Source organism: Streptomyces sp. NPDC101776 (assembly GCF_044766845.1).
In the GTDB taxonomy this organism is placed as follows: Bacteria; Actinomycetota; Actinomycetes; order Streptomycetales; family Streptomycetaceae; genus Streptomyces.
Genome location: NZ_JBIWMV010000007.1, coordinates 363,116 through 376,503, shown reverse-complemented (window position 1 = coordinate 376,503; position 13,388 = coordinate 363,116). Strand labels below are relative to the sequence as shown.

Sequence of the window (13,388 nt, the reverse complement as noted above, 5' to 3'; positions counted from 1 at the left end):
CTTGGGCCACATGATCCGGACAGGGCGTCCGAGTCTATCGACCACCTGTATGAACAGTGTGAGCAGTGGGGTCCGTCACGCGCCCGGGTGCAGCCCGGGCCAGCCCGGCGAGGGATCACCCTTGACCTCGCCGAAGTAGAGGGCGAAGGTCTGCTTCCAGCGTTCGACCTCCGCACGGTCGGCCATGAAACGGGGGAAGCCGTCGATGTTCGCGTTCGGGTACTCCCAGATCGGCTTCAGTCCCGCCGGGAGCGTGCTGTCGGTCCGTACCGACCAGCCGTTGAAGGACGCCTGCTGCTGGGCTTGGGACAATTGCCAGTTGAGATAGAGCTTGGCGGCCGTCGGATTCTTCGCCTGCTTCAGGATCGCGGCGCGCTGGCCCCAGGCCATGAAGGGGTGACCGTCGGGAACGACCCACTTCACGGGGGACGTCGAGGTCAGCGTGCCCGCCGTGCCGACACCGATCGCCTTCTGCCCGCCGAAGACCGCGTCGCCCGGGGAGTTGCTGCCCCGGGCGAACCGCACGTCCTGCCCGGCGAGCGCGGCCACCCAGTCCCAGCCGTACCGCTGCGCGTACAGCGTGTAGAGGTAGAGGGACGCGTCGTCGTCGTGCGGGTAGGAGGAGGCGATCCTCCCCTTCCACTTGGGGTCGATCAGGTCGAGCGGGGTCCTGGGAGCGTCGGAACCGACCGCGGCGACGTCGTACAGGAAGCTGAAGCCGATCGCGCCGATGGCGACCCAGGTGCCCTGCGGGTCCTTGAACTTGTCGTAGACCTTCGAGAACCCGGCCGGCCGGTACGGCAGCAGACGGCCCTGTCCCTTCCAGCGTGTGAAGTCCTGGAGGGTCTGGAGCTGTACGACGTCGGGCACCAGGGTGTCGGTCGCGAACTGGTTGTCCACGCGCACGTCGTGGTACTTGCTGTAGTCGACGATCAACGTCAGGTCGATCCCGGGGAACCGCTTCCGGAAGGCCGCCTTGGTGGCGTCCTGCTGGGTCGGCGTGTCACCGCCGGCGTAGATCACGAGCTTGCCGCCGTCCGCCAGAGCGGCCCGGTACAGCTCGTCGAGCGTTCTGGTCTCCTCCCGGGCGGACCGGAGCGGGGCAGCGCCGGCGGGACCGGCCGTGGCACCGAGTGCGCTCATGGCGAGGGCGGCACCGGCTCCACCGGCGAGTACACGTCGTCTGCTGAGAAAACTGGACACTCTGCGGGGCCTCTCTGAGGGGGTGTGAGGCCGATTCTTCAGCCGCCCAGGGGCCGTTCGCGTCGTCCGTACGGAGCGAGGGACGCGCGCGAGGTTGAAGTCCCGTTCAACCGATCGGTTGAACGGCAGTGTGCGGCTCCCGTCAGTCCCGCGCCGGGCGCAGCCCCGCGACCGTGACCGTGACGAGTCGCCGTACCGCCGCCTTGGAGGGCAGGACGCCTGCCGCGGGGAGGGCGTGGAGGCAGTAGGTCGCGAGTTCGTCCGGGGAGACGTCGTCGCGGATGTCGCCGGCCTGCGCGCCCTCCGCCAGGAGCTCGCGGAGGAAACGGTGGAGGTGCTGCTCGGCGCCGACGACATGTGCGCCTTGGTGCAGCAGCGCGCCGAGTTCGGGTCCGTGGCCGTGCCGTCGCTGCTGAATGAAGGCGTACGCCTCCAGTACCGCTCCGAGCCGCTCACCCGCGCTGCCGGAGCCGTCCCGGAGTTGGGCGAGTTCGCGGAGGTGGCCGGCGATCTGCTGCTCGTGCCAGGCCGTCATGATCGACTCGACGTCCGGGAAGTACTTGTACAGCGTGGCCCGGCCGATCCCGCTCTCCTCGGCGATCTTCGACATCGTCACCGAGCGCAGCCCCCGCTCGGTGACCAGCACCGCCGTGGTCTCCAACACCGTGTCGCGTACGGCGCGACGGTGCTCCTCGATGGTCTCGTTCCAGAGCTTCGGCACGACCTCAGCGTACATCCCGCCGCCATCGAGACAGCACGCATTGACAGCGACAGAGTGTATCGATAAAGCTTTCAGCGTCACCCCGGGGCCGACCGAAGCGAGGAACCGAACCCATGCTCACCTCCGAAGCGCACATCACCACCGACCGCCCCGGCCGCTACCTCACGCAACTCTGCAAGCACTTCGCCAACAAGGGCCGCCACCTGAGCCGTCGCCCGCGCACCCACACGCTCCCGGATCTCCGGCCCGACCAGATCCAGGTCGAGTGGACGGACACCGACGGGACGCTGCGACTGCCCTGGGGACAGTGCACCTTGCAGGCCGTTCCCGGCACACTGCGGGTGCGCGTCGAGGCCGACGACCGCGAGAACCTGGAGCGGCTGCGGGAACTCGTCAGCACGCACATCGGCAGGTTCAGCAGGCGCGATCCGTTGCGGGTGGAGTGGCAGCAGTCCGGGGCACCCGGCGACGCGCCCGGCGACGCGACGGTTCCACCGCGCTGACGGCCCGGCGGTCGGACCAGGTTCGTCGTGATCGGTGTGGCGGTCATCGTCGTAGCCCTGCATCTCGGACCGCATCGCCACAAGAGCCGTATCGGATCGGCAGCCGCACGCGCAGCATCCGACAGGCCGCACCGGGCACGCCCCATCGCACTCAATCGATACCCCCTAGGGGTATAGTCCTGCCAGGCGTACACCGGAGAGGGGCGGGCTCATGGGAGCGATCGGGCACGCGTTGTCCATTGCCGGGTCGATGACTTGGGAGGTCACCTGGGCACTCATCCTCGGGTTCACGCTCTCCGCCGTCGTGCAGGCGGTGGTGCGTCGGTCGACGGTCGTTCGGCTGCTCGGTGACGACCGGCAGCGTACGCTCGCGCTGGCCGCCGGGCTCGGCGCCGCCTCGTCCTCCTGCTCGTACGCGGCGGTCGCGCTCGCCCGTTCCCTGTTCCGCAAGGGCGCGAACTTCACGGCGGCCATGGCCTTCGAGATCGCCTCCACCAACCTGGTCGTCGAACTCGGCGTGATCCTGGCCCTGTTGATGGGCTGGCAGTTCACCGCCGCGGAGTTCGTCGGCGGTCCGATCATGATCGTCGTCCTCGCCGTGCTGTTCCGGCTGTTCCTGCGTCAGCGTCTGCTGGGTCAGGCGGAGGAGCAGGCGGAACGCGGGCTGGCCGGGTCCATGGAGGGACACGCGGCGATGGACATGTCGATCGGGGGCGAAGGGAGCTTCGTCCGCCGGCTGTTCTCGCGGGATGGGTTCACGTCGGTCGCGCACATCTTCGTGATGGAGTGGGCCGCGATCCTGCGCGATCTGGTGGCCGGGCTGCTGATCGCGGGGGCGATCGCCGCCTGGGTGCCGGACAGCTTCTGGCACACGTTCTTCCTCGCGGACCATCCCCTCGCCGCGAAGCTGGTCGGACCACTCGTCGGACCGCTGGTGGCCGTCGCGACCTTCGTCTGCTCGATCGGCAACGTGCCCCTGGCGGTGGTGCTCTGGAAAGGCGGCATCAGTTTCGGCGGGGTGATCGCCTTCATCTACGCCGACCTGCTGATCCTGCCGATCCTGAACATCTACCGGAAGTACTACGGCGCCCGGATGGCCGGCTTCCTGCTGGTGACCTTCTTCGCCGCGATGGCCGTCGCGGGCTACATCGTCGAATTCGCCTTCGGCGGGCTGGGGTTGATCCCCGACCAGGCCGACGCCACGATCCCCGACGACGGGATCACCTGGAACTACACGACCTGGCTGAACATCGCCTTCCTCCTGCTGGCCGCGAGTCTGGTCGTACGGTTCCTGCGCAGTGGCGGCCCGGCGATGCTGCGGATGATGGGCGGTTCACCGGATCACGGCGAGCAGGAACACGAGCACGAACACCACCACTAGCCCGGGACGACTCACCCCGAATTCCCGCACCGGTCGGTTCAGTTCACTGTAAAGAACCTTGACAGATGATTGGTCTAGTCCAAATATGGTCGCTGTTCGTCCCGGTCAGGGGCGGCTTCTCTCCTTTTCAGCATGGGAGTGTCAATGAGACGACCTGGGCTTCTTCGCGCGTCGATGTCCTGCGCAGCCGTAACCGCCTTGTCCACGGGGCTTGTCGCACTCGGTGGGGGTGCCGCGAGCGCGGACCATCGCGCGCGGCCCATGCCGGACCATGTTGCGGCGCCGTACTTCGAGGCGTGGACCGGGGAGAGCCCGGCCGCGCTCGCCGCGGCGTCCGGCAACAAGTACCTCACGATGGCCTTCCTCCAGACCGAGGCGGCCGGTTCGTGCACCGCGTACTGGAACGGCCTGCCCGCCCAGCCGATCGCCAAGTCCACCTTCGGCAAGGACATCGCCACGATCCAGGCGCGCGGCGGCAACGTCATCCCGTCCTTCGGCGGCTACAGCGCGGACACCACCAACACCGAACTGGCCGACAGCTGCACGGATGTCGACGCCATCGCCAAGGTCTACGAGAGCCTGGTCACCACCTACGGCGTGAGCCGCATCGACCTCGACATCGAGGCCGACTCCATCAACAACACCGCCGGCATCGACCGCCGCAACAAGGCGATCGCGAAGGTACAGCGCTGGGCCCAACGCACCGGCCGCAGCGTGGAGTTCTCCTACACGCTGCCGACCACCACCACCGGTCTGGCGCCCAACGGCGTGGCCCTGCTGCAGAACGCGGTCGACAACGGCGCGCGCGTGGACGTCGTGAACATCATGACGTTCGACTACTACGACAACGCCACCCACGACATGGCCAAGGACACCGAGACCGCCGCTACCGGCCTGCACGCCCAACTCGCCGCGCTCTACCCGAAGACGAACCCGGCGAAGCTGTGGAAGAGGATCGGCGTCACCGAGATGCCCGGCATCGACGACTTCGGACCGGCGGAGACCTTCACCACTCAGAACGCGGTCACCGTGAAGAAGTGGGCCGTCGCCCGGGGCATCAACACCCTCTCGTTCTGGGCACTTCAGCGCGACAACGGCGGCTGCGTGGGCACCGGCGGTGCCAACAACTGCTCCGGGATCGCCCAGGACACCTGGTACTTCAGCCACACCTTCAAGTCGTTCACCCGGAGGTGACGGGGGTCATCCGGAAGTGACGGAGAGGATCAACTCCCAGGTGTCGACGCCGTAGTCGAGGGTCATGCCGTGCCGTTCGTACAGTGCGAGCGCGTTGCTGGTGTTGTCGGTGTCCACGCCCAGGCCGACGCGGTCGCGGTCCAGCGCCGCGTAGTGGCCGAAGGCGTGGCGCAGGAGGTGGCTGCCCAGGCCCCGGCCGCGGGCCTGGCGCAGGACGGCGATGTTGCCGATCCAGGCCATGGTGGCGCGGTCGTTGTGGGTGCGCAGCAGCCCGGCGTCCCCGAGGCCGTCGACGTGGGCGAGCCAGATCAGGGACCAGTCGACACGCTCGGCGTCGATGTCGTCCAGCCACTGGGCGTAGGTGCGGTACTGGAAGTCGAAGTGCTCGGTCATGGACTCCTGGAGCAGGGCGTGGGCACGTCGGCGGTCCGCCTCCTCCAGGCAGGGGCGCAGGGTCACACCGGGCGGGGAGGGTGGCAACGGGTCTGCCGCGGCTGACAGTTGACGGGTCATCACGTTGTAGCGGCGGACCGGTCGCCAGCCCCGTCCGCGCAGCGCGTCCACGTCCATGGTGGGCGCGAGGGTGAGGTGCAGGTGCACCACCGCTCGGGGCGCTCCGTTGGCGGCGGCGCGCTCCGCCGCCCGGGTCTCCATCAGGTCGAACAGGTGCAGGGCGCCCGGCAGTCGGCCGGGCACGACGTAGTGGTCGATGTCGATCCGCTCACCGCCGGAGTCGTCCCACAGGAGGCCGTACCCGATCAGGCGGGCACCCTCGAAGAGCAGCCAGGAGTCACGCTCCAGGTCGACCTCGGGGTGCTTCAAGTCCGCCTGGATCTCGGCCAGTTCGGTGTCCGGGCGGCCGATCTCCAGGACGTCGATCTCGTTGAGCAGAGCGCACACCGCCGACGCGTCGTCCGGGGTCGCCGGACGGACGCTCAGGCCGGGCGGCGCGGAGGTGGGGGCGGTCATGGACCCACTGTCGGGTGACCGCCCGCGGCCCGCAACAGAGTTTCCGGGTGCCCGTGCGTTCAGGCCGCCATCAGCTCGCGCACCAGGGGTGCCACCTTCGTGCCGTAGAGCTCGATGTTGGTCATGAGGGTGTCGTGGGGCATCCCGGTGATGCCGTACTTCAGGTTGAAGCGGGTCGCGTCGAGGGTCTTGAGGGTGGCGGCGATCTTGCGGGCCACCGTCTCGGGCGATCCGACGTGCAGGGCGCCGCCGGGGCCGACGTCCCGCATGAGGCTCTCGCGGGTCGGGGTGCGGAAGCCGCGGTCCTTCGCGACGCTGCGGATCAGTTCCTGGAAGGCCGGCACGAACTCCTCCACCGCCTGTTCGTCGGTGGCGGCGACATGGCCGGGCGCGTGCACGCCGATGGGCCGCGCGGGGTGGCCGAACTCGGCGAGCGCCCGCCGGTACAGCTCGGAGAACGGGGCGAAGCGGGCGATGTCCCCGCCGATGATCGCCAGCATCAGGGAGAACCCGTACTGGGCGGTGCGGACGACCGACTGGGGACTGCCGCCGACGCCGATCCAGGTGGGGATCGAGCCGGTCTCGCTGTGTGGGTAGACGGAGAGGCCGTCGAGGGCGGGGCGGGTGTTGCCGGACCAGGTGACGGGCTTCTCCTTGAGCAGTTCGGCGAAGAGGGCGACCTTCTCCTCGAACAGTTCCTCGTAGTCGTTCAGGTCGTAGCCGAAGAGCGGGAAGGACTCGGTGCTCGACCCTCTGCCGAGAATCACTTCGGCGCGGCCCGCGGAGACGGCGTCGAGGGTGGCGTAGCGCTGGTAGACGCGGACGGGGTCGTCGGAGCTGATCACGGTGACGGCCGAGCTGAGGTGGATGGTCGAGGTGCGCGCGGCGATGGCCGCGAGGACGACGTCGGCGGCCGACAGCGGCATCGCCTCGGTGTGGTGCTCGCCGATGCCGAAGTGGTCGACGCCGACCCGGTCGGCGAGGACGCCCTCCTCGACGAGGCGGCGGATGGCCTGGCCGTGGGTCAGCGGCGCGCCCTCGGCGTCGTTCGTGACGTCACCGAAGGTGTCCAGGCCGAGCGTGATGCCGAAGGGGGTGGTCGGGGTGGTCATCTCGTACTCCTTGGGTCTGCTCGGTGGGTCAGGTGGCTATCCGGCGGATCACGCCGAGGAGCCGGGTCAGGTCGGCGTCGTCGACGTGGTCGAGGACGTGGCGCCGGACGCTGGCGAGGTGGGCGGGCCAGGCCTCCTGGAGGCGGGCGAGGCCCTGGTCGGTGAGGACGGCGTTCCAGCCGCGGGCGTCCTCGGCGCAGCGCTCCCGTCCGACCAGGTCCTGCGTCTCCAGGCGGGTCACGATGCGGGTCATGCCGCTCAGCGAGAGGTTGCAGACGGAGGCCAGCTCGCTCATGCGCATCCGCCGGTCCGTGGCCTCGGACAGATGCATGAGGGTCGTGTACTCGGACAGCGGCAGGCGCTGCTCGCGCATCATGTCGGCGTCGACGGCCCGGGGCAGCACGAGCATCACCCGGGCGAGCTCGCGCACCAGCTCTTCCTCGGGCGCGCTCATGGGTCGCAGTGGCTGTTCGGGCGTGGTCATGCCATCAGTTTACTTGATTGACGAAACAAGCAAGTGGGTCGACCAGCGCATCGGTACGGGCCTCCGAAGCTCAGCTGTCGGTCGATGCCTCGCCGGTCGTGGTCGCGTGGCCGTGGTAGCGCAGCAGGAGCATCGCGGCGTCGTCGTGGAGCGGTCCTGCCGTGTGGCGGACCAGGTCCTCGCGCAGGGAGTCAAGCGCGCTCTGCGCGTCGGGCTCCTTCAGCAGGTACGCCCGTTCGCCCAGCGGATAGAAGGTGCCGTGGCCGTCGCGGGCCTCGGTGACGCCGTCGGTGTACAGCAGCAGTTGCTCGCCCGGTGCGAAGCGCACGGGGAAGGGTTTCGGGCTCTCGCTGCCCTGGGCGCCGCCCAGGCCGAGCGGCGGGGCGTAGGCGGGCGGTGCCGGGAAGTCGGCGGTGCCGTTGCGGCGTACGACCATCGGCGGCGGGTGACCGTAGTTGAGGAAGAGCACCTCGTGGTCCGTGCCGATCTCGGCGAGGACGGCTGTCACGAACTTCTCGTCGGACAGCACGCGGGAGACGCTGCGCTCCAGGCGCTCGCCGAGTCCGACCAGGTCGGGTTCGTCGTGCGCGGCCTCGCGGAACGCGCCGAGGACCACGGCGGCCGTCTCGACCGCGGCGAGTCCCTTGCCCTGCACATCGCCGACGATCACCCGCACGCCGTGCGGGGAGGCGACCACCTCGTAGAGGTCACCGCCGATCCGGGCCTCCGCGACGGCCGAGGTGTACGAGACGGCCGCCTGCAACGGGCCGGCGGTCAGCGGCACCGGCCGCAGCAGCACGCGTTGCGCGACCTCCGCGATGGACCGCACGCTGGCGAGTTCGGCCTCGCGGCGCCCGCGCATCACGGCGGCGGCGATGCCCGCGCCGGTCACGCCCACCACCGACACCATGGCCAGGAACCCTCTGCGTTCCTGGAACAGGCCGTCATAGAGGCCGAGTCCGACGCACAGCGCGAGCGCCGCCGCGCCGAACCAGGCGGTACGGCGCCAGCCGCCGACCAGTCCGGCGAAGGCCGGGCCGAGGGAGGCCAGGGGCAGGAATCCGAGGCCGGGTCCGGTGACGAGGTCGCCGACCGCGACCACCGCCATCACCGCGGCGGGCAGCCAGGTCAGCACGGAAAGACTGCGCTGCGGCTTCGCTGCGGCCATGGTCCACTCCAAGGGCGTCACGGCTTCTGTGAGCCGCCTTCCGCAGGGGCCCCTCCCCCGCCTTTGGACATCGCAAGGTTGCCAGGCTATCCCCTCGGTGCGCCCGGCCCTTTACCCAATTGAGGCCGAGAACGGACATTTCCTGATCGGCGACAACCAACTGGCGCCGCCTGATTGCCGATCACGGACTCCGGGCAAGTGAACTGTGTAGGACCGGCCGCGCACGACGTGCGGAGGCCCCGGTGCGGCGCCGCCGCGGGGATACCGGGTTGTCCTAGGAGGGGAAGTGATCCGCCATGCGTACGCATCGGCGTACCCATAGGCGTTCCGTACGCGTGGAGTACCTGCTGCCGGACGAGGCCGCGTCGGCGGGCCAGGCACGGAGGCTGACCTCGGAGTTCCTCGCGCGCTCCCGCCCTCGGATGGCGCGGGTGGACGCGGAGCAGATCGACGACGCGACGCTCATCGTGTCCGAACTCGTCGCCAACGCGACCGAGCACGGTCGCGGCGAGTGCCGGCTGCGCCTCCAACTGTCCGACGAGCGCGTCACGGTGGAGGTCTACGACGACAATCCGACCCCGCCCCGCGTGCGGCCGCTGACGGTCGAGGGCGAGAGCGGACGCGGTCTGGCCATGGTCCGGTGTCTGGCCCACCGCCTGGACGTCACCCCGCTCACCGGGGGCGGCAAGCGGGTGCGCGCGATCCTGGCCATCTGACCGGAGTTCCCGGGGACTTAACAGCAAGGCAACGCGGGCGTACTGCCGAGCGAAACGTGGCCGCGCGATTTTTTGCTCTACGGACGTAGAGAAAAAATCCCCCGGAGGCCCGTATGGCTGCCGCTCCTCATCCCCTCGACCCGCTCACCCCGGACGAGATCACCGCCTCCCGCGAGCTTCTCGCGACGGCCGGGCTGGTCACGGAAGCCACCCGCTTCGCCTACCTCGGACTGCTCGACCCGCCCAAGTCCGCCCCGGACCAAGGGGATCGACGGCTGCGGGTCCTGCTGCTCGACACCGCCGGCGGCCCCTCCCGCGACGCGACGGTCTCACTGACGGACTCGTCGGTCGTGTCACACCGGTCGATCGATGCCGCGACGGAAGGACAACTCCCGGTCCTGGATGAGGAGTTCGCGCTCGTCGAGGAGATCCTCGCCAAGGACCCGCGCTGGCTGGACGCCCTGGCCGCGCGCGGCCTGGACCTCGACTCGGTGCGTGTCGCTCCGCTGTCGGCGGGTGTGTACGACGCCGAGTACCCGCAGGAGCGGGGCCGCCGCATCCTGCGCGGGCTGGCCTTCGTGCAGGAGCACGCGAAGGACCACGCGTGGGCGCATCCCGTCGACGGACTCGTCGCCTATGTGGACGTCCTGAACCGGACCGTGGACCAGGTCGTCGACCTCGGACCGGTACCGGTGCCCGCGGAGTCGGGGAACTTCGACGACCCGGCCGTCACCGGTCCGCCGCGCACCACCCTGAAGCCCATCGAGATCACCCAGCCGCAGGGCCCCAGCTTCACGCTCGACGGCAATGCGCTGACGTGGGAGAACTGGTCCGTGCGGATCGGCTTCGACGCCCGCGAGGGTCTGATCCTCCATCAACTCGCCTTCGCAGGGCGCCCGGTGATCCATCGCGCGTCGATCGCCGAGATGGTCGTGCCGTACGCCGACCCCTCCCCCGTGCGGTCCTGGCAGAACTACTTCGACACAGGCGAGTACCTCATCGGCCGCTACGCCAACGCGCTCCAGCTCGGCTGCGACTGCCTCGGCGACATCACCTATCTCGACGCGGTGATCGCCGACGAGACCGGCACACCGCAGACCCTCACCAACGCCGTCTGTCTGCACGAGGAGGACTACGGCATCCTCTGGAAGCACACCGACCTCTGGGCGGGCTCCGTCGAGACCCGGCGCCAACGGCGCATGGTGCTCTCCTTCTTCACCACGGTCGGGAACTACGACTACGGCTTCTACTGGTACCTGTACCTCGACGGCACCATCGAGTTCGAGGCCAAGGCCACCGGCGTCGTCTTCACCTCCGCCCACCCCGGCGGCGACTACCCCTACGCCACCGAACTCGCCCCCGGCCTCGGCGCCCCCTACCACCAACACCTGTTCAGCGCACGGCTGGACATGGCGGTGGACGGTCCCGTCAACCGCGTCGAGGAGATCGAGACGGTCCGGGTACCGATCGGGCCGGACAACCTGCGCGGCAACGCCTTCGCCCTCAAGCGCACCCCGCTGACGCGGGAGAGCGAGGCGCAGCGGATGGCCGACGCGGGCGTGGACCGTGTGTGGCACATCTCCAACCCCGGGTCCCTGAACCGGCTGGGGCGACCGGTCGCCTACGCCCTGCACCCGGAGGGCAGGCCGGCCCTGCTCGCCGATCCCGAGTCCTCGGTCGCGGCCCGCGCCGCCTTCGCCACGAAGCACCTCTGGGTCACCGCCTACGACCCGGCCGAGCGCTACCCGGCGGGCGACTTCGTCAACCAGCATCCCGGCGGGGCGGGGCTGCCCGCGTACGCCGCCGCCGACCGGGATCTCGACGGGCAGGACCTCGTCGTCTGGCACACCTTCGGACTGACCCACGCCCCGCGTCCCGAGGACTGGCCGATCATGCCGGTCGACACCACGGGCTTCACGCTCAAGCCGGTCGGCTTCTTCGACCGCAACCCCACCCTCGACGTGCCGCCGAGCACCTCCGGCCACTGCGGGACAACAGGCACGGGAGGCTGTCATGTCTGAACAGACCATCAGCGGCAGCTCAGTTGACACTCCGTCGAAACTCCGCGGTTCCATCGGAGTCGGCGGGATCGTGTTCATGGTCGTCGCGGCAGCGGCCCCGCTCACCGCCATCGGCGGCGCCCTGCCGGTGATGCTGGCCATCGGCAACGGCCCCGGCGTACCCGCCGCCTACCTCCTGGTCGCCGTCGTCCTGTTGCTGTTCAGCGTCGGCTACGCCGCGATGAGCCGCCATGTCGTCGACACCGGCGCCTTCTACTCGTACGTCACCGCCGGGCTCGGCCGCATCACCGGCACCGGCGCGGCCGGGCTGGCACTGCTGACCTACAGCACGATCCAGGCCGGGATCTACGGCCTCTCCGGCGCGACCCTGGAAGGGCTGGTCGTCAAGTACGGCGGCCCCGAACTGCCTTGGTGGCTGTGGGCCGGTGTGCTGTGGGGACTGGTCGCGGTGCTGGGCTTCCGCAACATCGAGGTCGGCACGAAGGTGCTGTCGGTGCTGCTGGTCCTGGAGGTCGGCATCGTCACGGTGATGACGGTGGCGATCCTCGCCCAAGGAGGCGCGCACGGCATCGACTTCGACTCCTTCACACCGGGTGCCTTCAGCACGGGGTCGACGGGCATCGGGGTGATGTTCGCGGTCGCGTCCTTCGTCGGCTTCGAGGCGACCGCCATCTACAGCGAGGAGGCGCGGGACCCCAAACGCAGTGTGCCCAGGGCGACCTACCTCGCGGTGATCGCCATCGGCGGCTTCTACGCACTGTCCAGTTGGGCGGTCGTCCTGGCGGTCGGTACGGACGAGGTGCAGGGCGCGGCGGCGAAGGACACGAGCGGGCTGGTGTTCGCCGTGGCCGGGCAGTACGTCGGTTCGGCCGCCTCCGACACGATGGAAGTCCTGCTGCTGACCAGCCTGTTCGCGGCGCTGCTCGCCTTCCACAACGCGATCTCCCGCTATCTGTTCTCCCTCGGCCGCCAGGGCGACGCCCCCGCGATCCTGGGCCGCAGTCACGCCAAGCACGGTTCGCCGCACGCCGGTTCGCTGGTGCAGAGCGTGTCGGCGGCCGTGGTGGTGGGGGCGTTCGTCCTCGCGGGGTCGGATCCGGTGCTGGAGCTGTTCACCTGGATGAGCGGGCTGGCCACGCTCGGCGTGCTGGTGCTGATGATCCTCGTCGGGGTCGCGATCATCACCTTCTTCGCCCGCACCGGGGCGGACACCCGGCTGTGGCACACCCGGCTCGCGCCGGCGCTCGGCGCCCTGGGGCTGTGCTGGATCACGTACATGGTGCTGGCCAACTTCACCACCCTGATCGGTGGTTCGGCCTCCCTCGCGCGGCTCTTCGAGGGGATCGTCGTGCTGTTCTTCGCGGCCGGGGCGGTCTCGGCCGTCGTCCGGCGCCGCCGTGACGCATGACCTGATCCCGGCCGCCGTCACGCTGACGGGCTCCGGCCTGTGCCTCGCGGGGCATGTGCCGGGGCCCGTACGACGCTGGGGTCCGCACGCCGTCGTGCTCGCGGTGACGCTGGTGATGGTGGTGGGGAGCCCGGGGCCGTACCCGCTGCTTGTCGGCGCGGGAGTGACGGCGGGCATGTGTCTGCTCACCCGTGGGTCGGTCGCCGTCGACCTCGCCGTGATGGCCGTGGTCACCGCGGCCATGGCTCGCCTTCCGCAGGGGCAGCACGACCAACACACCAACGGTTACGGGCTGTTCGCGCTGGCGGTGGTGCTGTGGCTGCTGGCCCGGGCGGGAGTCGTCATGCATCGGGCGCTGCGTCCTGCCGTGCCGTGCGCCGCTCCGATCGGCGGGATCGGCGGGATCGGCGGGATCGGCGGGATCGGCGGGATCGGCGGGGCGATGATGGCCCTGGGGATGGCAGCCATGCTGGCCTGACCGGGTCGGACCGGCGTCGGAGCGGCCTCG

General features: G+C 69.8%; 13 protein-coding genes. 7 read left to right on the top strand and 6 right to left on the bottom strand.

Annotation, left to right across the window (positions count from 1 at the left end; all coding sequences use genetic code 11):
- Window positions 1–75 precede the first annotated feature (75 nt).
- Together ACIRRY_RS24415 and ACIRRY_RS24410 are read right to left on the bottom strand one after the other, a co-directional pair.
- Window positions 76–1,143 (bottom strand): ABC transporter substrate-binding protein, encoded by a 1,068-nt coding sequence (locus ACIRRY_RS24415; protein WP_403976322.1) that lies wholly within the window; start codon window positions 1,141–1,143, stop codon window positions 76–78.
- Window positions 1,144–1,345: 202 nt separating this feature from the next.
- Window positions 1,346–1,924: a TetR/AcrR family transcriptional regulator gene (locus tag ACIRRY_RS24410; RefSeq protein ID WP_403976320.1), complete on the bottom strand. Its 579-nt coding sequence runs from the start codon at window positions 1,922–1,924 to the stop codon at window positions 1,346–1,348.
- A 113-nt stretch (window positions 1,925–2,037) separates the two neighbouring features.
- Between ACIRRY_RS24410 and ACIRRY_RS24405 the strand changes: the two genes are divergently transcribed.
- From ACIRRY_RS24405 to ACIRRY_RS24395, 3 genes are all read left to right on the top strand, one after another.
- Entirely contained in the window at window positions 2,038–2,427 is a 390-nt protein-coding gene (locus tag ACIRRY_RS24405; RefSeq protein WP_403976318.1) for a DUF2218 domain-containing protein, read from the top strand.
- A 211-nt stretch (window positions 2,428–2,638) separates the two neighbouring features.
- A complete protein-coding gene (locus tag ACIRRY_RS24400) occupies window positions 2,639–3,808 on the top strand; it encodes a permease (protein ID WP_403976316.1) in 1,170 nt (389 codons plus the stop codon).
- Window positions 3,809–4,069: 261 nt separating this feature from the next.
- On the top strand, window positions 4,070–5,002 hold the full coding sequence (locus ACIRRY_RS24395; protein ID WP_403976314.1) for a chitinase: 933 nt from the start codon (window positions 4,070–4,072) through the stop codon (window positions 5,000–5,002).
- Between the two features lie 6 nt (window positions 5,003–5,008).
- Here the strand turns inward: ACIRRY_RS24395 and ACIRRY_RS24390 are convergent, their stop codons facing one another.
- From ACIRRY_RS24390 to ACIRRY_RS24375, 4 genes are all read right to left on the bottom strand, one after another.
- Window positions 5,009–5,971, bottom strand: a complete 963-nt coding sequence (locus tag ACIRRY_RS24390; protein ID WP_403976312.1) for a GNAT family N-acetyltransferase — start codon at window positions 5,969–5,971, stop codon at window positions 5,009–5,011.
- A gap of 59 nt (window positions 5,972–6,030) precedes the next feature.
- Window positions 6,031–7,083 carry an Atu2307/SP_0267 family LLM class monooxygenase gene (locus tag ACIRRY_RS24385; RefSeq protein ID WP_403976309.1) on the bottom strand — a complete coding sequence of 351 codons (1,053 nt, stop codon included), beginning with the start codon at window positions 7,081–7,083 and terminating at the stop codon, window positions 6,031–6,033.
- Window positions 7,084–7,111: 28 nt separating this feature from the next.
- Window positions 7,112–7,567: a MarR family winged helix-turn-helix transcriptional regulator gene (locus tag ACIRRY_RS24380; protein WP_403976307.1), complete on the bottom strand. Its 456-nt coding sequence runs from the start codon at window positions 7,565–7,567 to the stop codon at window positions 7,112–7,114.
- A gap of 70 nt (window positions 7,568–7,637) precedes the next feature.
- The gene (locus ACIRRY_RS24375) at window positions 7,638–8,735 is read right to left on the bottom strand and encodes a PP2C family protein-serine/threonine phosphatase (RefSeq protein WP_403976305.1); all 1,098 of its coding nucleotides are present in this window, start codon (window positions 8,733–8,735) and stop codon (window positions 7,638–7,640) included.
- 296 nt (window positions 8,736–9,031) lie between these two features.
- Here ACIRRY_RS24375 and ACIRRY_RS24370 point away from each other — a divergent pair, with 296 nt between their 5' ends.
- From ACIRRY_RS24370 to ACIRRY_RS24355, 4 genes are all read left to right on the top strand, one after another.
- Complete coding sequence (locus ACIRRY_RS24370) at window positions 9,032–9,451, top strand: ATP-binding protein (RefSeq protein ID WP_403976304.1); 420 nt, start codon at window positions 9,032–9,034, stop codon at window positions 9,449–9,451.
- 113 nt (window positions 9,452–9,564) lie between these two features.
- Window positions 9,565–11,472 (top strand): primary-amine oxidase, encoded by a 1,908-nt coding sequence (locus ACIRRY_RS24365; RefSeq protein WP_403976303.1) that lies wholly within the window; start codon window positions 9,565–9,567, stop codon window positions 11,470–11,472.
- Window positions 11,465–12,880, top strand: coding sequence for an APC family permease (locus tag ACIRRY_RS24360; RefSeq protein ID WP_403976302.1), 1,416 nt, complete (start codon window positions 11,465–11,467; stop codon window positions 12,878–12,880). Before ACIRRY_RS24365 ends, ACIRRY_RS24360 begins: the two co-directional genes overlap by 8 nt.
- Window positions 12,870–13,358, top strand: a complete 489-nt coding sequence (locus tag ACIRRY_RS24355; RefSeq protein ID WP_403976300.1) for a hypothetical protein — start codon at window positions 12,870–12,872, stop codon at window positions 13,356–13,358. Before ACIRRY_RS24360 ends, ACIRRY_RS24355 begins: the two co-directional genes overlap by 11 nt.
- The last annotated feature ends 30 nt before the right edge of the window (window positions 13,359–13,388 follow it).